Source organism: Microbulbifer sp. YPW1 (assembly GCF_013367775.1).
Classification (GTDB): Bacteria; Pseudomonadota; Gammaproteobacteria; order Pseudomonadales; family Cellvibrionaceae; genus Microbulbifer.
Map to the genome: position 1 here is coordinate 1,259,626 of NZ_CP055157.1, position 19,076 is coordinate 1,278,701.

Genomic DNA, 19,076 nt, shown 5'->3' on the forward strand with positions numbered 1-19,076 from the left:
GCCAGTCACTCTGACTGTGACCGGCCCGACACTCTTTTCAACCGAGTCCGGGCCGGGACGGCTCCAACGAACTTCAGTTCGCCGGGGGAATCACGTAAAACAGGATGGCGAAAAAGTGCAGCGCACCACCGGCCAATACAAACAGGTGCCAGATCGCGTGGTGGAAGCGCAGGCTGCGCCATAGATAAAAGCCAATGCCGCCGGTGTAACACAGGCCGCCCAGCACCAGCAGCCAGAGCCCCCCGGGCGCGAGGTTATCCATCAAGGGCTTGATCGCGGCAATCACCACCCAGCCCATCAGGGCGCTCAGGGTGATCGACAAGGCGCGTATTTTTTTCAGCGGCGTGAACTGGATGATCAAGCCCATCAACGCGAGCCCCCAGATCACCCCGAACAGGGACCAGCCCCAGGGACCGCGCAGGGTAACCAGGGTAAACGGGGTATAGGTGCCGGCGATCAGCAGGAAAATGGCCGAGTGATCCAACGTGCGCAACACCTGCTTGGCGGAAGCGTGGGTGACGCTGTGGTACAGCGTGGAAGAAGCGAAGCACAGGATCAGGGTAGCCGCGTAAATACTGCTGCTGACGATATGCCAGGCATCGCCACGCAGCGCCGCAAATCCACACAGAACGCCGAGACCGGCGATAGCGAGCAATGCGCCCACACCGTGCGTAATACTGTTGGCGAGTTCTTCCGCCAGGCTATATCGGTTGCCGACACCGACGGACAGGCTACTGGACATGTTGATTCCCCGATCTGCACACGTGTGCCAGTATGGCAGATGTTTGTGACCGCAAATTGAAAAGCAGTCTAATGATCGAGGTTTAGGTGCCGCTAGGCAAGCACTGTCCGGGACCGGTGAGTACTGGGATAGTACCGAAATCCCGGACCGTGCTCAGCTGGAAGGGAGATCAGACGCTGGCGTTGTGGATACCCATTTCACACAGGGCGGAGGATTCGCGCACGATGGTCTGCACACGATCCGGACCGGTGGAAATGATATCGATGGGCGCACCCACCAGCTCTTCGATACGGGCAATGTAATCGCGCGCAGCCTGTGGCAGTTCCGCTTCGCGGCGCACACCGAAGGTGGTATCGCTCCAGCCCGGCATGGATTCATAAACCGGCTGCACACCTTCCCAACCGGCGGCATCGAACGGCACCGGCACTTCCTCGCCCGCGCTGTTGCGGTAGCCGACACAGATTTTCACTTCTTTCAGGCCATCGAGTACATCCAGCTTGGTCAGACACAGGCCGGAAATACTGTTGATACGGATGGCGTGACGCACGGCCACGGCATCGAACCAGCCGGTGCGGCGCTGGCGCCCGGTGGTGGCGCCGAACTCGTGGCCCTTTTCACCCAGGTGACGACCGACGTCACAGCCCAGTTCGGTAGGGAAAGGTCCACTGCCCACGCGGGTGGTATAGGCCTTGGTGATACCCAGTACATAGTCCAGGTACAGCGGGCCGAAACCGGAACCGGTGGCAGTACCACCTGCGGTGGTATTGGAGGAAGTCACGAACGGATAGGTGCCGTGGTCGATATCCAGCAGAGAGCCCTGGGCACCTTCAAACAGGATGTGCTCGCCGTTCTCGCGGGCCTTGTGCAGTATGTCTGCGACATCCGCGATCATCGGTACCAGCTCGTCGCGCCAGGTTTCCGCCAGCTTGAGGGTCTCCTCATAGTTCACCGGGTCGACCTTGTAGTACTCGGTCAGGGCGAAGTTGTGGTACTCCATCAGCTCTTTTAGCTGCGCGCAGAAGTTGTCCCAGTTGCACAGGTCGCCGAGGCGCAGGCCGCGACGGGCCACTTTGTCTTCGTATGCCGGGCCGATACCGCGACCGGTGGTGCCGATCGCTTTTTCACCGCGCGCTTTCTCGCGCGCCTGGTCCAGCGCCACGTGCACCGGCAGGATCAGCGGACAAGCCGGGGACAGGCGCAGGCGCTTGCGCACCGGCACGCCGGCGGTTTCGAGCTCGCCCATCTCTTTCTGCAGGGCTTCCGGGGACAGCACTACGCCGTTGCCGATCAGGCAGGTCACATCGGGGCGCAGTACGCCGGAGGGAATCAGGTGCAGGACGGTTTTCTCACCGTTGATCACCAGCGTGTGGCCGGCGTTGTGACCGCCCTGAAAGCGGACTACCAGCGCGACTTTTTCGGTCAGCAGATCGACGATCTTGCCTTTGCCTTCATCGCCCCACTGGGTGCCCAGCACCACTACATTCTTGCCCATGTGCGTAAATCTCGTGTCGTCAGTTCAGTAGACGGGCGGAAAGAAGTGTCGGCCGCGCCCGTCGTGCGGCCTGAAAATCGGATCAACTGGCCCGGGGCCAATTGCAAAGCTTAGGGTTCAAGCGCGTGGTTTCACCACCCAGGTTGCCCCCTCCTGCACCAGCTCGCGGTCACAGCGCGCCAGGGTTTCACTGTCGTCGCTGCCGGCGTCGGTCATCAGGGTAATCACCACCTCGCCCCCGGCGCGCAGGGACTCAACGGTCTGCCACAGCTGTTCGCAATCGCTGGCCGGTGCGAGGATCGCGCCGGCTTCGCTGTGGCCATTGCCACCCAGGGCATTGATTGCCGCCAGGTCGGTACTGAATCCAGTGGCCGCACGGTCGCGCCCGAACACGGCGCCGATCCCGTTGTAGCGGCCACCGTTGGCCAGTGCCTGACCGTGACCCGGGGAGTATGCGGCAAATACCAATCCGGTTTCGTAGTCGTAACCGCGCATTTCGCCCAGATCAAAGAACAGCGCTACCTGCGGGTAGCGGCGCGCTACCGCGTCGGCCACCCGCTGCAACTCTTCCAGTGCGGCCTTTAGTGCTTCAGGGCCATCGGCGAATACTTCCCGCGCGCGCGCCAGGCACTCGGTGCCACCGGCCAGTCGCGGCAGAGTGCGCAGCCAGTTGGCCGCGGCTGGCGAGGCAATATTTTCATCCACCCAGCGTTCGATATCCGCCACCGCCTTGCTCTGCAACAGAGCGATCAGCTCACTCTTCTGCTCTTCGTCGAGACCGGCGGCCTGCGCCAGGCTGCGGAAGATGGCTACATGGCCGAGATCCAGGTGGATTTCGCGGATACCAGCGGTGCGCAGGGTTTCGATCATCAGGCTGATGACCTCGATATCCCCCTGCAGACTCTCTACTCCGTACAGTTCGGCACCGATCTGAATCGGTGCGCGCGGCCCCATGGGCGCGCGGGGGCGGGTGTAAAGCACCTGGCCCGCATAGCAGAGGCGGTTGGCGCCGCTGCGGGGAAAACTGTGGGAATCGATACGCGCCGCCTGCGGTGTGATATCCGCGCGTATTCCCAGGCTGCGACCAGACAACTGGTCAGTCACACGAAATGTGCTCTGGTCCACGTCCCGCCCCATGCCAATCAGCAGGGAATCGGTAAATTCCACCATCGGCGGAATGATCAGCTCATACCCCCAGCGATGGTAGAGGTCCAGCAGGTCTCTGCGCAGGGTTTCCACCCGCTTGGCGTCTGCGGGCAAAATCTCAGCGATGCCATCCGGTAGCATCCAGCGTTCGGCTTGGGTCATGGTGTGGGCGTTCGACAGTTAACAGTGCGGCTCTGGGCCGATTTGAACCTCTGTGATCACGCTGACGGCGTGCCGCCGATCAGCATTAGCAGGGCTGTGCCGACGAGCATGGATACCAGCCCCGCCGTGCGCAGGCTGCGATTATCCACAGATGCCAGCTGCTGCACCAGTGCGCGCCAGCGGCGGGGGTAAAGAAAAGGCAAAATACCTTCAATGATCAGTACCAGGCCGATGGCCCGGGCCAGCTCTTCCCACACCTTGGTAGCTCCAGTCAGCGTTTCCGCTCTCGGGTTCAACAACAGGAATTCAACAAATCGGGCCGGCACAAAAAAACCGGGCGCCGGCCCGGTTTTGGGGATTTTACCACTAAATGACGGGAGTGTGGCCACTATCAGGGATCACAGCTCTTCCCCGCCAGCTGCGCCGCCTCCAGAGACGGCGCAGAGCCTGCATCACTTGCCAGACGAATCCTTCAGATAGCGAAAGAACTCGCTGTCCGGGTCAATCAGCAGCATATCGCTCTTGCTCTTGAAGGACTCCTTGTAGGCCGTCAGGCTGCGGGAGAAGCGATAGAACTCCGGGTCTTTACTGTAGGCTTCGGCGTAGATTTTGGCCGCCTCGGCATCGCCGGCACCGCGCACCTCTTCCGCCTTGCGGTAGGCCTCGGACTCGATCACTACTTTCTCGCGATCTGCGTTGGCACGGATACGCTCACTGGCTTCCTGGCCTTTTGCCCGGTGGTCCCGCGCTTCCAGTTCACGACCGGCGCGCATCCGCTGGAATACCGACTCGGAAACCTCCGGCGGCAGGTCGATGCGTTTCACCCGCACATCCACGATTTCCACGCCCAGATCCTTGCGCGCGGTCTCGTTCAGGTTGGTCGTGATCTCGGCCATCAGCTCGTCGCGCTGGCCACTCACCACCTCGTGCAGGTCGCGCACACCAAACTGGTTACGCAGGCGGTTGTTGATCTGCTCCGCCAGCAGGCGTACCGCGTTGCGCTCGTCACCGCGGGTAGCCACGTAAAAGCGGCCCACATCAAAGATGCGGTACTTCGCGTACGAGTCCACCATCATGAACTTGTTTTCGCTGTTCAGCATCCGCACCGGCTGGGAGTCGACGGTCTGGATACGCGCGTCAAACTTGCGCAGTTCGTGTACCAGCGGAATCTTGAAATAGAGCCCCGGACCGTAATCCGTGCGCACTACCTCACCGAAACGGACGAGTACCGCCTTCTCGGTTTCCTTGACCACAAACGCACTGCCGGACAGTACCAGCACTCCAATCAGTATCAGTGCGATGATGAAAAGTGATTTGTTGTTGTTCATAGCAACCCCCTTAACGCACTTCGCGGTTGCGACGATTGTTGTTAACTTCCGTGCGCAACTGGTTGATCACCCGCTGGGAAATCTCGTCGATGACCTGCGGTGAAATCTGCGGGCGCTGAGCGGCACTGGTGGCACTGCCCTCGGCCAGCTTGTCCAGCGGCAGGTACATCATGTTGTTGCCACCTTCCACGTCGACCATCACCTTGGAGGTGTTGCTCATCACTTCCTGCACTGCATCCAGGTACATACGCTCACGGGTTACTTCAGGCGCGCGCTGGAACTCGGCCAGCAGCGCAGTGAATCGCGCCGCTTCACCGCGGGCACTTTCCACAACGCGGGATTTGTAGGCTTCCGCCTCTTCAATCATCCGCTGGGCCTGACCGCGGGCAACCGGAATTACCTGGTTGGAGTAGGCCTGGGCTTCGTTCTGCAGACGCACCTCGTCTTCACGGGCGCGCACTACGTCATCGAATGCGTCCTGCACTTCACGCGGCGCCTTGGCATCGGTGAGGTTGACCACGTCGACGCGAATGCCGGTCTGGTACAGATCGAGATATTCCTGCAAGCGCACCTGGGTATCCGCGGATACCTGGGTACGATTCTGGGAAATCACGCCGTTCAGGGTCTGCGAACCCACCACGTGGCGCAGCGCACTGTCGGTGGCTTCCTGCAGGCTCTTCAGCGGGTCGCGCACGCGCAGCACGAAGGACTCGGCGTCATCGATATGCCACTGCACCTGCAGCACCACATCCACAATGCTCGCGTCTTCGGTCAGCATCTGGCCGGTAGTGCGCTCGGTACGCACCTCGGTCATGTTCACCTTGGTGACGTGATCAACCAGCGGCGGATTCCAGTGCAGGCCAGAGGTCTCGGTGCTGTGGTATTTACCCAGCCGCAGTACCACGGCGGATTCGTTCGCATCCACCTGATAGAAACCCCACAGGCCGTAAACCACCGCCAGCACGATCATTACCAGGGACCACGGGAAGCTGCCACCACCGGGACGTCCGTCCCCAGTGCCGGACGGCTTGCCGCCGAACAGTCCGTTCAGTTTTTGCTGCATCTTGCGCAGCAGCTCGTCGAGATCGGGCGGGCCATCATTGTTGCGATTGCCGCCACCCCAGGGATCTTTGTTGTTACCACCCGGTTCGTTCCAGGCCATTTATTTACTCCAACTCATTCAACTTATTAATCGTTAGCTGTCGCGAAATTCTAGCATTTCACTGACCCGGCAGTATGCCTATCGACCGCGATTGCTCAGTCGACTTCCCAATCTTCAGGTTTCGGCTCTGCGTCGGGATCTTCCGGTAACCACTGTGGCGGGTTGCCTACTTCCCGGAACTGCGCCATCAGGCGCTGTAGCTCGGCACGCGGCAACAGCACCTTGAGTTCAATGTCGCCGTTGTCGCGATAATCTTCGCCCTGCACGGCGTTGCCTTCAAACAGCTGCGCGCGCAGGCGTGCATGTTGCGGCGGTATCACCAGTGAGCCACTCACCATTTGCTGACCGAGACGCTCAGCGATGGCTTCCACCAGCAGGTCGCAGCCGGCACCGGTGGCCGCCGACAGCCATACGGCGCGCGGCACGCCCTGATCGTCCCGGTCAATACGCGGCTCCGCGTCGGCCAGTAGATCCAGTTTGTTGTACACCAGCAGCTGGGGCAAATCCGCCGCGCCAATTTCCTCGAGTACTGCCTGTACCTCTTCAATCAGGTGCAGGCGGTTTTCCGCCGCGGCGTCCACCACATGCAATAACAGGGTGGCATTGGCCGCCTCTTCCAGGGTGGCGCGGAACGCCTCCACCAGGCGGTGCGGCAAGTGGGATACGAATCCCACGGTATCCGCCAGAATCATCGCGCCCACGTTGGGTAGCTCTACCCGGCGCATGGTCGGGTCCAGGGTCGCGAACAGCTGATCGCGTACATACACCTCGGCACTGGAAATGCGATTGAACAGGGTCGACTTGCCGGCGTTGGTATACCCCACCAGTGACACTGTCGCCACTTCCGCCCGCGAGCGGGCGCGGCGCCCCTGCTCCCGCTGACGGCGCACCTTGTCGAGACGCTTCTCAATGGAGTCGATACGAGCGCGCAGCAACCGGCGGTCGGTCTCCAGCTGGGTTTCACCCGGGCCGCGCAGGCCAATACCGCCTTTCTGGCGCTCCAGGTGGGTCCAGCCGCGCACCAGGCGCGTGGACATGTGACGCAACTGCGCCAGCTCGACCTGCAGCTTGCCCTCATGGGTCCGCGCACGCTGGGCGAAAATATCCAGAATCAGCCCGGTGCGATCCAGCACCCGGCACTTGAGCTCGCGCTCAATGTTGCGCTCCTGGCTGGGTGACAGGGTGTGATCGAACATCACCAGCTCTGCACCGTGTTTTTTTACAGTCTCCTGGATTTCTTCCAGTTTGCCGCGACCGACAAACGTCTTGGGATCTGGGGTGGCGCGCTGGCCGAAGATAAATGCCACCGGGTCAGCACCTGCGGACAGTGCCAGCTCTTCGAATTCCCGTGGGTCGTCGGGGCTGTCGATGGCGGAAAGTTCCAGGTGGACCAGTACGGCCAGTTCACCGGATTCCGGGCGATCAAAAAACAAGGATTATTCTCTTGGGCTCTATCAATGCGCCAGTGCACTGGCGCCGAACAACAGACGCCCCGGACGAGCCGGGGCGCTGTAAGTAACTACTTTTTAAACCACGGCTTACCGCCCGCCCCATAAAAACCCCAAGTGCGCAGATTGAAAGCGCGTACAGGACCCGTGGAAGCACGGCGGCAGAATCAAACTCAGCCGAAAGTATCTCGTTCACCGCCCTCAGGGGCGCCGCCTTCACCACCCTGTGCAGCCGGATTCATCAGCGGCACACGTACGGCACGGGACGGAACAACGGTGGAAATTGCGTGTTTGTAGACCATCTGGCTCACGGTGTTCTTCAGCAACACTACGAACTGGTCGAAGGATTCGATCTGGCCCTGCAGTTTGATGCCGTTCACCAGATAGATGGAAACCGGGATACGTTCTTTACGCAGAACATTGAGGTAAGGGTCTTGTAAGCTGTGCCCTTTTGACATCTTTTTTCTCCTTGCCAAAAGATAAGTCGCCAGATGACGCACGATCGCGCCCGCGAAACCCGCGGACTAAGAAACGGCCATGGTGATGCGGCGTATAAAATGAGCCAAATGTAACCAAGGCTCTTGTGAATAACTGACTGAACTGGGACGGATACACCGGCCCACTCACGTTATGGCTGCTGAACCGAGAAATTTCAAGGCCTCAACCAACATTTCATCGATTTTGCGGACTTTGCCGCCAGGTTCCTGTGCGTGGATAGGCGCCAGGTCCGGCCAGCGTCGTAACCAGGTGAGCTGGCGCTTGGCCAGCTGGCGGGTGGCAGCGATTCCCGCAGCCACCATCTGGTCGTAATCGGACTCCCCCTCGAGGTAGTCCCATACCTGGCGATAGCCCACCGCGCGGATTGCTGGCAGATCCCGGTGCAGGTCGCCGCGCGCGCGCAACGCCCTCACTTCCTCGATAAAGCCATTATCCAGCATTCGCAGGAAACGCTGCGCGATACGCTCGTGCAATATGGCCCGATCGCGGGGCACTATGGCCAGCTGGCAGATATCATAGTCTGCGTGCAACGATTCACTCTGCTGCTCCGCGCGCAGCTGGGTCATGGTCTTGCCGGTGAGGTGATACACCTCCAGCGCCCGCTCGATACGCACCGAATGATTCGGATGCAGCTCAGCAGCGAGTTCGGGATCCACTTTTGCCAGCTCCGCGTGCAGAGCGGGCCAACCCTGTTCGGCGGCGCGCGCTTCGATCTGTGCTCGCCACTCGGGGTCGGCCTCGGGCATCTCTGCCATGCCCTGCAATAGAGCCTTGAAATAGAGCATGGTTCCGCCAACCAGCAACGGAATTTTGCCGCGCGCAGTGATTTCCTGCATGGCACTCAACGCGTCCTCGCGAAAGCGGCCGGCGGAATAACTCTCGGACGGATCGCAGATATCGATCAGGCGATGGGGATAGCGGGCAAGCTCTTCCGGCGACGGCTTGGCAGAGCCGATATCCAGCCCCCGGTATACCAGTGCGGAGTCGACGCTGATCAGTTCCACCGGCAAGTGGTCGCTGATCGCCATGGCCAAATCCGTTTTGCCCGAGGCTGTGGGGCCCATCAGGAAAATCACCCGGGGCCGTTTTTCCTCGGGTACGCCGGAACTGCTCATTCTACTGACCACGCATAAACCACTTATCCATATCTGCCAGTTTAACCTGAGTCCAGGTGGGCCGGCCGTGATTGCACTGACCGCTGCGTTCGGTGCGCTCCATGTCGCGCAGCAGCGCATTCATTTCCGGAATGGTCAACTTGCGATTGGCGCGCACGGAGCCGTGGCACGCCATGGTGGAGAGGATCTCGTTGATCTTGTTGCCGATACGGTCGCTGCTGCCTTCCGCCAACAGGTCGGACAGAACATCCCGCACCAGCTGCTCGACCGGTGCGCTGTGCAACATGCTCGGGACCTGTCGCACCATCAGGGTTTCCGGTCCCGCGCGCTGCAGTACGAAGCCGAGGGCAGTGAAAACCTCCTCGCGCTCCTCGAAGCAATCCGCTTCCCGCTCGCTTACCGCGAGACTCACCGGCACCAGCAGTGGCTGCGCCTGGATACCGCCCGCGGCGTGGGCGGCCTTCATCTGTTCGTACACAATCCGCTCATGGGCTGCGTGCATGTCCACCACCACCATGCCGTGCTGGTTCTGCGACAGGATATAAATCCCGTGCAGCTGGGCGACAGCAAATCCCAGTGGCGGCGTTTCCTCATCGGATGCCGCGGGGATCGACTGCCCCCAGCCGCCCTGACCCGCCGCTACTGCGGGCGCTTCCTGCACGCCACCGCCATAGGGTTTGTGCAGCTCACCATATCCCTGCATCTGCTGCTGAAGGCGCTCGGGAGAGCTGCGCTCGCCGTACATGGGCGATGAAAATCCACTGCCTGACGGTGATGTCGGCGCCTGGGGCGCAGCCTGGGATAACGGCATCCGTTCCTGGCCGGCAAATTCGCCGGCGCTGACGCCGGACACCTGCGGCGCGACTTCCTCGTGCTCGTCTTTCTGTCCCGGACGCACATCCGCCAGTGCGCGGTGCAGGGAGCCAAACAGGAAATCGTGTACCAGGCGGCTGTCACGGAAGCGCACTTCGTGTTTGGTCGGGTGCACGTTCACGTCCACCGAGGCCGGGTCCAGCTCCAGGTAAAGTACGAACGCGGGGTGCCGTCCGTGATACAGCACGTCGGCAAAGGCGCGACGCACTGCGTGACTTACCACGCGGTCGCGGATGGCGCGGCCGTTGACGTAGAAAAACTGCAGGTCTGCCTGGGATCGGGAGAAGGCGGGCTCGGCCACCCACCCCCACAGGCGCAGGCCGCTGCGCTCCATTTCGATGTGCAGGGCATTCTGCATAAATGCCGGTCCGCACAGCTGGGCGACACGCCGCTCCTTTTCCGCCCGGCTGGTGCCACCGCGCAGATTGTGCACGCCCTTGCCGTTGTGACGCAGGCTGATGGAGACATCGAAACGCGACAGAGCGAGCCGCTTGATGGTGTCATCGACGCGGTTGAATTCGGTTTTCTCCGTGCGCAAAAATTTTCGCCGCGCGGGGGTGTTGAAGAACAGGTCACGCACTTCCACCGTTGTGCCGCGGGGGTGCGCTGCAGGCGCAAGCTGGGTTTCCATTTCGCGCCCCTCGGCGGATACGACCCAGCCCTTGCCGGTATCGTCGCGGCTGCTGGTCAGCGTGAGTCGGGCGACCGAGGAGATACTCGCCAGGGCCTCACCGCGGAAGCCGAGGGTGGCGACGGCTTCGAGGTCTTCGAGAGCGTGGATTTTCGAGGTGGCGTGCCGGGCAAGCGCCAGGTGCAGGTCTTCTTTTTCGATGCCCTTGCCGTTGTCACGCACCATGATGCGTTTGGTGCCACCCGCATCCAGGTCCACTTCCAACCGTGTTGCACCCGCGTCGAGACTGTTTTCCAGCAACTCTTTGATTACGGATGCGGGCCGCTCGACCACTTCACCGGCGGCGATCTGGTTGGCGAGTCGCGGGGATAGTAACTGGATATTTTCAGGCATTGGGATCTTGGTGTTTGGCGTTACCCCGCTGCCACATACCTCGGGGTTCTTTTAGAGTCAGTGGCGCCGGCGCACCGGTTTAAATTCGAATCACACTACTTCGTTAGCGGCACACGAAGCCCAACTGCGGACTCAATGCGAAGCCAAAATGCTGGGTATGGGTTTTCAAAAGCGTCGGCGACAGGGACGTCGCCGACGCAGCGTACATGGATGTATTCACAGCGGTTTTGAAAACCCATACCCAGTGTTTTGGCGCCTCCGGGCAAAATCTAAAGCCCAGTTTCTGCAGCACGGGTCCACAGATCTCAACCAGACGGTATGGTCAGCGTCTGGCCCACTCGGATCATGGATGTCTGCATCCCGTTGGCCCTCTTCAGGTCCGCCACGGAAATGTTGTAGCGCGCAGCGATGCCAGACAGGGTATCACCCCGAGAGATGGTGTGCTTGCGGTCGATGCGATCGCCGTTGGCGGCGAGCCAGCTGCCCGCTGGTGGGCGGGAAGTAAAGTGGGCCACTATACCCTCGCTGAGTTTTTCCGCCATGCGCTTTTGGAATGACGGGTCACGCAACCGGCGGGCCTCCTGGGGATTGGTGATAAAGCCGGTCTCCACCAGAATCGACGGCACATCCGGGTTGCGCAGCACCGAGAAATTGGCCTGCTCCACTTTCTTTTTGTGCAAATGGGTAAAGCTACCCAGAGAGCGCAATACGCTGCCGCCAATATCCAGGCTCGCGTTCATGGTCGCCGTCATTGCCAGATCCAGCAAAACCCCGGCCAGGGTATCGTCCTTGTCGCTGAGACTCAGGCTACCGGCACCGCCGATCAGGTCAGACTCGTTCTCCCGCTGCGCCAGAAAACGCGCGGTTTCACTGGTAGCGCCGCGGGAAGATACCGCGTAGATCCCGGCTCCACGCGCATCCTTGCGGGTAAACGCATCCGCGTGAATAGAAACGAACAGGTCCGCGCGCAGCTGGCGCCCCTTCTTCACCCGCTCGCGCAGGGGAATGTAGTAATCACCGGTACGCACCAGCTTGGCGGAGAAGCCGGAATGGCGGTCGATGGATTTTTGCAGGTAACGGGAGATCGCGAGCACCACGTCCTTTTCCCGCAGGCCGCCGGGGCCGAGTGCACCGGGGTCCTCGCCACCGTGACCGGCATCGATGGCGACCACGATGTCGCGCTTGCCGCTCACCTGCACCTGTTCGATGGTTTTCTCTTCCACCTTGTCGCGGTCGTGCAGGTCGATCACCAGACGATCCGGGAGCTGTTCATGGCGGCGCAGGGCGAAACTGCGGGGATTGACCGGTTGCTTCAGATCCAGCACCACGCGCAGGTCGCGCTTGTCTTTCACCGCGTGGCGGACGCCGGCGATCGGCGTATCCGTCAGCGGCAGCTCGTCGATCCCGGTTACCAGCTTCGCACCGCTTACATCGATCACCACGCGATCGGGGTTACTCAGCATGAACAGCTTGTGCTCGGCCGGGCCATCCAGGTCGAATACCAGACGCGTGTGATCCGGGGCGCGCCACAGGCGCACACCTTCGACCTCCGCGCTGCTCGCCTGATAGGCCGGCAGCATCGACATCGCTGCCAGCATTGCGGCGATAAATTTTGTTTTCAGTCGCACCGACAAACCTGCTCCAATCATTATTTTTTGCCCTGTCGATTCCCTTGCAGTTCCCGTCCCCGACCGCATTTCTTAAGCTTGTTAAATACTCTTAGCCAGCGAACGCCGCTTTTGCCAGGACTTCGCGACCGGTGTCACTCAGTGCGGACAGTGTCAGCGCGCGACCGTCACCCTGTAACTGCAGGTTCAGCTCGATATCTGGCGGCGGCAAAACACCGCTGCCGCGCTCCGACCACTCCACCAGACTCAGGCTGCCGGGGCCGAAGTAATCCCGTACCCCCATGTATTCCAGCTCTTCCGCATCGCCCAGCCGGTACAGGTCGAAGTGGTAAACCCGCTGCTCCTGCTCGCTGCCGACACCGAATTCGTAAGGCTCCACCAGTGTGTAAGTGGGGCTCTTAACCGCACCGCGGTGACCAAACGCACGCAGTACCCCGCGGCTGAACGTGGTCTTGCCGGCTCCCAGTTGTCCGCCGAGAAAAAACACCAGGCCGGACGCCATGCCGCTTTCGATACACGCCAGCCCCAGCGCCTCACCGGCAGCGACGGTGGCCGCCTCGTCGGCGAGGTACAGGGTTTTATCCACAGGCTGTTCGCTCACGTTGATTCCTCAATCCACCAGGGCGCGCACATGCGGCAACAGGTCCGTCGCCAGCAGGCCGCGCTGGCCGGCTTCTGCCGCGCGATCACCGGCAGCACCGTGCAACCACACCGCAAGGCGCGCCGCGGCCGCGGGCTGCAACCCCTGTCCGAGCAAGGCGGCAACGATACCGGTGAGCAGGTCGCCCATGCCGCCGGAGGCCATGCCCGGATTGCCACTGTTGATCAGGTCGACCCCGCCACTGTGGGCAATCAGGGTACCCGCGCCCTTAAGTATCACTACGCCGCTGAATTTCTGCTGAATCGCCCTCGCTGCTGCGACGCGATCGGCAATGACTTCCTCATTTGAAATACCCAGAAGTCGCGCCGCCTCACCCACGTGCGGGGTAAGCACCCAGTCGTCCCGCTGCACACCGGCAAGTACCCGGCCACCGGCGAGGATATTCAGTGCATCTGCATCCAATACCAGCTTTGCCGCTGCGCGACCGGCGCGGGCCAGCAGCTGTTCACTCCAAGGACTCCGGCCCAGGCCGGGACCCACCGCAATCACATCCGGCGCCTCCAGCAGCGGCTCCAGCTCCTGGCCGGAAACCACCGGCTGTGCCATGACTTCCGGACAGCGGGTCAGCGTTGCCGCGACATGCTCCGGACGGGAGGCGAGGGAAATCAGGCCGGCACCGGCGCGAGCAGCCGCTTCCGACGCCATCAGTGCGGCGCCACCGAAGCCGTGGTCGCCACCGACCACCATCACGTGGCCAAACTGGTTTTTGTAACTGTCTGCGGGGCGCGCCGGCAAGCGCTCGAGAGAGCTGCCGGTATAGCGGACCAGCGCCGCAGTCACCTGTGGATAAATCTCCGGGGCCGCCCCCAGATCCTCAAAAATCACTTTGCCGGTAAGCGCCGGTCCACGCCCCAGGTACAGGCCGGTCTTGCGCCCGATAAAGGTCACCGTCGCATCCGCCTCAACCGCGGCACCCTCTGTTGCCACGCCGGTGTCCGCGTTGAGACCGGATGGCAGATCCACCGCCAGGACCGGACAGGACGACGCATTGATATGGGCGATCGCTGCGTCCATGGGCGCGCGCAGTTCACCACTGAAGCCGGTACCGAGCAGTGCATCCACCAGCACGGTGTGCTTTTCCGGAGCCGGCAGCTCTGCCAGGCTGGATACCAGCGTGGCGCCCTCGCGTTCGGCGAAGCGGTAGGCTTCCAGCGCCTCCCCCTTGAGCTTGTCCTCTGGCACCGCCACAAGCACCGTGGCCGGGATCTGGCGCTGGGCTGCAAGGCCTGCAATCACGTAGCCATCGCCGCCGTTATTGCCGCCACCACAGAACACCTGAATACCACTCACATCCGGCCAACGCTGGCGCAGGCAGTCGTATGCCGCTCGCCCGGCGCGCTTCATCAACGCGAGCCCGGGTATCTGCTGCTGGCTGATCACCAGCTGGTCCAGGCGACGCACAGCCTCGGCGGTATAGAGGTTTTGCGGGGCCGAATGTGGTGAAGAATTCTGACTATCCATGGTGTGTACTGCGTTCCAGCTGTGGTCAATTTTTAAACTGTGGCAAAATACCGATGATTATACCGCTTCAACCCACGAACCGCCGCACACAGGGTCACGCCATCTTCCATGAGTTCCCTCCCCGATTCCTCCGTCCTGCAAGACCTGGCCGCACAGATCCGAGTGTGGGGGCGGGAGCTGGGCTTCCAGCAGGTGGGCATCACCGATTGCCAGTTGCAACAGCACGGTGAGCGCCTGCAGCAGTGGCTGGAGGCCGGCTACAACGGCGATATGGAGTGGATGGGTGCCCACGGTGAAAAGCGCTGGCGCCCGGAGCTGCTGGAGGAAGGCACCCTCAGGGTGATCAGCGTACGCCTTGATTACCTGCCACCGGACACGCAACCGGTACAGGTGCTGAAGGACTCCAGCAAGGCCTACGTGTCCCGCTATGCCAACGGCCGCGATTACCACAAATTGATCCGCAAGCGCCTGGCGCAACTGGCGCAACAGATCGACCGCTACTGCGAGGAACGCGGCATTGCCGCCAGCGGCCGTGCGTTTACCGACAGCGCGCCGGTCATGGAGCGGGCACTGGCGGAAAAGGCGGGGCTGGGCTGGATCGGCAAGAATTGCATGGTGATCAACAGCGCGGCGGGCAGCTGGTTTTTTCTCGGCGAGATTTACACCAATCTGCCATTGCCAGTGGATGTGAGCGAGGAGCCGAACCAGTGCGGCGAGTGCTCAGCCTGCCTCAAGGTGTGCCCCACGGATGCTTTTGTCGGCCCCTACACGCTGGATGCGCGCCGCTGTATTTCCTATCTCACCATCGAGAACAAGGGCCCGATTCCGGAAGAATTTCGCGAGCCCATGGGCAACCGGGTATTTGGCTGCGACGACTGCCAGATTATCTGCCCGTGGAACAAGTTCGCCGCCCCCACCGGCGAAAAAGATTTCCACCCCCGCCACGGACTGGACAGCGGCGCCCTCGTGGATCTATTCCGCTGGTCGGAAGAGGAATTTCTGAAGAAAACCGAGGGCTCGGCGATTCGACGGATCGGGTTTGAGCGGTGGCAGCGGAACTTGGCGGTTGCTTTGGGTAATGCCGATGCTGCGCCGGATATTTTTGAAGTTTTGGAGAACTCGCTGGCTTCAGCAACGCCGCTGGTAGCGGAGCATATTGAGTGGGCCTTGGAGCGGCTGCGTAGTGGGCGGCGGCGGAAGCGAAAGGTTAAACGGGCCTCGTAGTGACTTCCCGCCTCAGTGGTTTTGGGCGCTCTGACTCCAGCTCAGTGGCGGCTGGGCACCTGGGGCGGGTTTTCAGGACCGCTGTGAACCCATCCCTGGGCGCTGCGGCGCAAACATCCTGTTTGCGACGCTCCTGAAAACCCGCCCCAGGCACACAGCCTTCGCGTCAAATATTGCTACTTCGTAAGAAAAATAGCTGCCACACCCGAAAACTATTGGCTTACGAAGTGCCACAGCTTAAATCGTAGGTGGAGTGACGGGGATCTGTTTTCAAAAGCGTCGGCGACAGGGACGTCGCCGACGCAGCGTACAGGGATGTATTCACAGCGGTTTTGAAAACAGATCCCCGGCGCTCCACCGCCACCGAACCTGCTTCCAAGCTACCGAAGCTCAGCTCATACGAAAAAAGTGCTCACGATAGTGTTTCAGCTCATTAATCGAATCATGAATATCATCCAAAGCCAGATGCGATGAAGTCTTCTTAACCCCCTCCAGAACATCCGGGCGCCAGCGGCGGGCGAGCTCCTTCACCGAGCTCACATCCAGATTGCGGTAGTGGAAGTAACGCTCCAGTAGTGGCATGTACTTCACCAGGAACCGGCGATCCTGACCGATGGAGTTACCGCACATGGGCGAGGCTCCCTCGGGCACCCATTGCTGCAGGAACTCGATCGTCTCCCGTTCCGCCTTGTGTTCACTGATCTGCGACTCCTTCACCCGGGTCACCAGACCCGACCCGCCATGCTGTTCCGTATTCCAGTCATCCATCGCAGCCAGCAGCGCATCGCTCTGATGGATCGCCATCACCGGGCCCTCTGCCAGCACATTCAGGCGCGAATCCGTCACCACCGTCGCAATCTCGATGATGCGCTCCTTCTCCGGATTCAGGCCGGTCATTTCCAGATCGATCCAGATCAGATTATTCTGATCCACATTAGTCTCCTTAACAGCCGCTGGCGGCGGTGGCAGTTACACAAGTATTGGATAAACGTGAGGATAGCGGGGAAGTTACCGCAATCCCCCACCGATGCAAGTTATAATCCGCCGCTTTCCACAGTGCGAACTCCCATGAGCAAACGCAAACTCAATCGCCGCCAGCAGTGGCGCATCGCCAAAATCCAGCAGGAACGGGAGGCTCGTGCGCGCAAGCGGGACGAGAGTTTTGAACATGCGGAGGAAGAAGGCGACCTCGGCCAGGAGCAAACCGGCCTGGTCATCGCCAACTACGGCAGCCAGGTACTGGTAGAAAGCGAAACCGAGGGGGCTGAAGCGGCAGAATTGCGACAACGCTGCCATATTCGCGCCAATATCGACACATTGGTCACCGGCGATAAAGTCGCCTGGCGTCCCTCCACCGGTGAATCTACCGGCGGCCTCGGCGTCGTCGGTGCGCGACTGCCGCGCCACTCAGAACTGCAGCGACCGGATCGCTACGGCGACATGAAGACCGTCGCCGCCAATATCGACCGAATCCTCATCGTCATTGCCCCCTACCCGGAGCCCTTCGCCAACGCCATCGACCGCTATCTGGTCGCCGCCGAAACCACCGGTATCCAGCCGCTGCTACTGCTGAACAAGATCGACCTGATTGACGACAGCAATCGCGAACAGCTCGAAGACCTGCTGCGCCCCTACCCCGACCTCGGCTACCGGGTACTGCAGCTGTCCACCAAAACCGGCGAGGGTCTCGGCGAGCTGCTGGACACGCTGGCCCAGGGAACCAGTGTCTTCGTTGGCCAGTCCGGCGTGGGCAAATCCTCCCTCATCAACGGCCTTTTACCGGGGACCGACGCCCGCACCGGCGCCCTTTCCGAAGCCACCGGCAAAGGCACCCACACCACCACCGCCGCGGAACTGTTTCATCTGCCCAGCGGTGGCGATCTGATAGACTCACCCGGCATCCGCGAGTTCGGCATCTGGCATATGAGCGAGCAGGAACTGCTGGAAGGCTACGTGGAATTTCGCCCGTTTATCGGCTATTGCCGCTTTCGCGATTGCCGTCACCAGAGCGAGCCCGGCTGCGCAATTCAGGAAGCACTTGAGCGCGGCGATATCAGCCAGAGACGCATGGACAGCTTCCTGCATCTGCGCAACAGCCTGGAAAACGAATAGAACACATCGACAAGGAATCTCACGTGAGTGATGTACCCCTGATCCTGGAACCCGAACAACTGGCGCCACTGCTCGAACACGAAGAAATACGGGTCGTCGACCTGAGCAGCCCGCAGAACTACCTCGCCGGCCATATCCCCGGCGCCCTCGGTCTGCCCTTCCAGGCCCTGATGGCCGGCACCCCACCCGCCGCCGGCAAACTGCCCTCGGTAGAACGCCTCACCGAGGTCTTCCGCGCCCTCGGCCTCACCCCGGAAACCCATATCGTCGCCTGTGACGACGAAGGCGGCGGCTGGGCCGGACGCCTGCTGTGGACCCTGGAAGTTATCGGCCACAAAAAATACAGCTACCTGAATGGTGGCATGCACGCCTGGAAAAACGCCGGCCTGCCACTGTCCACAGAAAATGTCACCGTCCCCCCTAGCGATATCGAAATCCAGATCAGCGACGACGCGCCGATGCTCGACGCCGATCAGATCCAACAACGCCTGAATCAGGGCGACTTGCAGATCTGGGACGCCCGCTCCCCCTCGGAGTACAGCGGCGAACGCGTGCTGGCAATGAAAGGCGGCCACATTCCCGGCGCGATCAATTGTGATTGGACACAACTGATGGACCCACAGCGGGATCTGCGCATCCGCACCGATGCCAAAGAGTTTCTCGCCGCACTCGGTATCGATGGCGAAAAGGAAATTGCCACCCACTGCCAAAGCCACCACCGTTCAGCGTTTACCTGGCTGGTAGGGAAATCTCTGGGATTGCCGATCGTGGCCTATCCGGGGTCATGGAGCGAGTGGGGTAACTTGCCAGATACTCCGGTAGAAAATTGATTCAGGATTTTCACTTTCTCTAACGAAGTGAAAACCTCAAATGCGAAGGTCGGGTGCCGGTTGCAGGTTTTCAGGAGCGTCGCAAACAGGACGTTTGCGCCGCAGCGCCCAGGGATGGGTTTACAGCGGTCCTGAAAACCTGCAACCGGCATCCGACCGCCACAAAAATC

17 protein-coding genes are annotated in these 19,076 nt (G+C 61.1%); 3 read left to right on the forward strand and 14 right to left on the reverse strand.

What is annotated here, in order from left to right; translation table 11 throughout:
- Positions 1–73 precede the first annotated feature (73 nt).
- The 13 genes from HUW35_RS05310 to HUW35_RS05370 all read right to left on the reverse strand — a co-directional run bounded on the left by HUW35_RS05310 (position 74) and on the right by HUW35_RS05370 (position 14,740).
- Complete coding sequence (locus HUW35_RS05310) at positions 74–742, reverse strand: hemolysin III family protein (protein WP_181254581.1); 669 nt, start codon at positions 740–742, stop codon at positions 74–76.
- Between the two features lie 169 nt (positions 743–911).
- Complete coding sequence (locus tag HUW35_RS05315; RefSeq protein ID WP_181254582.1) at positions 912–2,234, reverse strand: adenylosuccinate synthase; 1,323 nt, start codon at positions 2,232–2,234, stop codon at positions 912–914.
- A 117-nt stretch (positions 2,235–2,351) separates the two neighbouring features.
- Positions 2,352–3,542 (reverse strand): ATP phosphoribosyltransferase regulatory subunit, encoded by a 1,191-nt coding sequence (locus HUW35_RS05320; RefSeq protein ID WP_181254583.1) that lies wholly within the window; start codon positions 3,540–3,542, stop codon positions 2,352–2,354.
- 56 nt (positions 3,543–3,598) lie between these two features.
- Positions 3,599–3,868 (reverse strand): DUF2065 domain-containing protein, encoded by a 270-nt coding sequence (locus HUW35_RS05325; RefSeq protein WP_305075973.1) that lies wholly within the window; start codon positions 3,866–3,868, stop codon positions 3,599–3,601.
- 126 nt (positions 3,869–3,994) lie between these two features.
- Positions 3,995–4,870, reverse strand: coding sequence for a protease modulator HflC (gene hflC, locus HUW35_RS05330; protein WP_181254584.1), 876 nt, complete (start codon positions 4,868–4,870; stop codon positions 3,995–3,997).
- A 10-nt stretch (positions 4,871–4,880) separates the two neighbouring features.
- A complete protein-coding gene (gene hflK, locus HUW35_RS05335) occupies positions 4,881–6,032 on the reverse strand; it encodes an FtsH protease activity modulator HflK (protein ID WP_181254585.1) in 1,152 nt (383 codons plus the stop codon).
- Between the two features lie 95 nt (positions 6,033–6,127).
- A complete protein-coding gene (gene hflX / locus HUW35_RS05340; RefSeq protein WP_181254587.1) occupies positions 6,128–7,465 on the reverse strand; it encodes a ribosome rescue GTPase HflX in 1,338 nt (445 codons plus the stop codon).
- A 188-nt stretch (positions 7,466–7,653) separates the two neighbouring features.
- The gene (hfq, locus tag HUW35_RS05345; RefSeq protein WP_181254590.1) at positions 7,654–7,938 is read right to left on the reverse strand and encodes an RNA chaperone Hfq; all 285 of its coding nucleotides are present in this window, start codon (positions 7,936–7,938) and stop codon (positions 7,654–7,656) included.
- 165 nt (positions 7,939–8,103) lie between these two features.
- Complete coding sequence (miaA, locus tag HUW35_RS05350; protein WP_181254591.1) at positions 8,104–9,093, reverse strand: tRNA (adenosine(37)-N6)-dimethylallyltransferase MiaA; 990 nt, start codon at positions 9,091–9,093, stop codon at positions 8,104–8,106.
- 1 nt (position 9,094) lies between these two features.
- Positions 9,095–10,990: a DNA mismatch repair endonuclease MutL gene (gene mutL, locus HUW35_RS05355; RefSeq protein WP_181254592.1), complete on the reverse strand. Its 1,896-nt coding sequence runs from the start codon at positions 10,988–10,990 to the stop codon at positions 9,095–9,097.
- A gap of 305 nt (positions 10,991–11,295) precedes the next feature.
- On the reverse strand, positions 11,296–12,639 hold the full coding sequence (locus tag HUW35_RS05360) for an N-acetylmuramoyl-L-alanine amidase (RefSeq protein ID WP_181254593.1): 1,344 nt from the start codon (positions 12,637–12,639) through the stop codon (positions 11,296–11,298).
- A gap of 70 nt (positions 12,640–12,709) precedes the next feature.
- Positions 12,710–13,219: a tRNA (adenosine(37)-N6)-threonylcarbamoyltransferase complex ATPase subunit type 1 TsaE gene (gene tsaE, locus HUW35_RS05365; protein WP_181254594.1), complete on the reverse strand. Its 510-nt coding sequence runs from the start codon at positions 13,217–13,219 to the stop codon at positions 12,710–12,712.
- 9 nt (positions 13,220–13,228) lie between these two features.
- Positions 13,229–14,740, reverse strand: a complete 1,512-nt coding sequence (locus HUW35_RS05370; protein ID WP_181254595.1) for an NAD(P)H-hydrate dehydratase — start codon at positions 14,738–14,740, stop codon at positions 13,229–13,231.
- 108 nt (positions 14,741–14,848) lie between these two features.
- Between HUW35_RS05370 and queG the strand changes: the two genes are divergently transcribed.
- A complete protein-coding gene (gene queG, locus HUW35_RS05375; protein WP_181254596.1) occupies positions 14,849–15,964 on the forward strand; it encodes a tRNA epoxyqueuosine(34) reductase QueG in 1,116 nt (371 codons plus the stop codon).
- Between the two features lie 390 nt (positions 15,965–16,354).
- On the opposite strand, the gene orn is transcribed toward queG, so the two are convergent.
- Entirely contained in the window at positions 16,355–16,897 is a 543-nt protein-coding gene (gene orn / locus HUW35_RS05380; protein ID WP_181254597.1) for an oligoribonuclease, read from the reverse strand.
- A gap of 135 nt (positions 16,898–17,032) precedes the next feature.
- On the opposite strand from orn, the gene rsgA reads away from it, so the two are divergent.
- Positions 17,033–18,076 (forward strand): small ribosomal subunit biogenesis GTPase RsgA, encoded by a 1,044-nt coding sequence (rsgA, locus tag HUW35_RS05385; RefSeq protein ID WP_181254598.1) that lies wholly within the window; start codon positions 17,033–17,035, stop codon positions 18,074–18,076.
- 23 nt (positions 18,077–18,099) lie between these two features.
- On the forward strand, positions 18,100–18,906 hold the full coding sequence (locus tag HUW35_RS05390; protein WP_181254599.1) for a sulfurtransferase: 807 nt from the start codon (positions 18,100–18,102) through the stop codon (positions 18,904–18,906).
- The last annotated feature ends 170 nt before the right edge of the window (positions 18,907–19,076 follow it).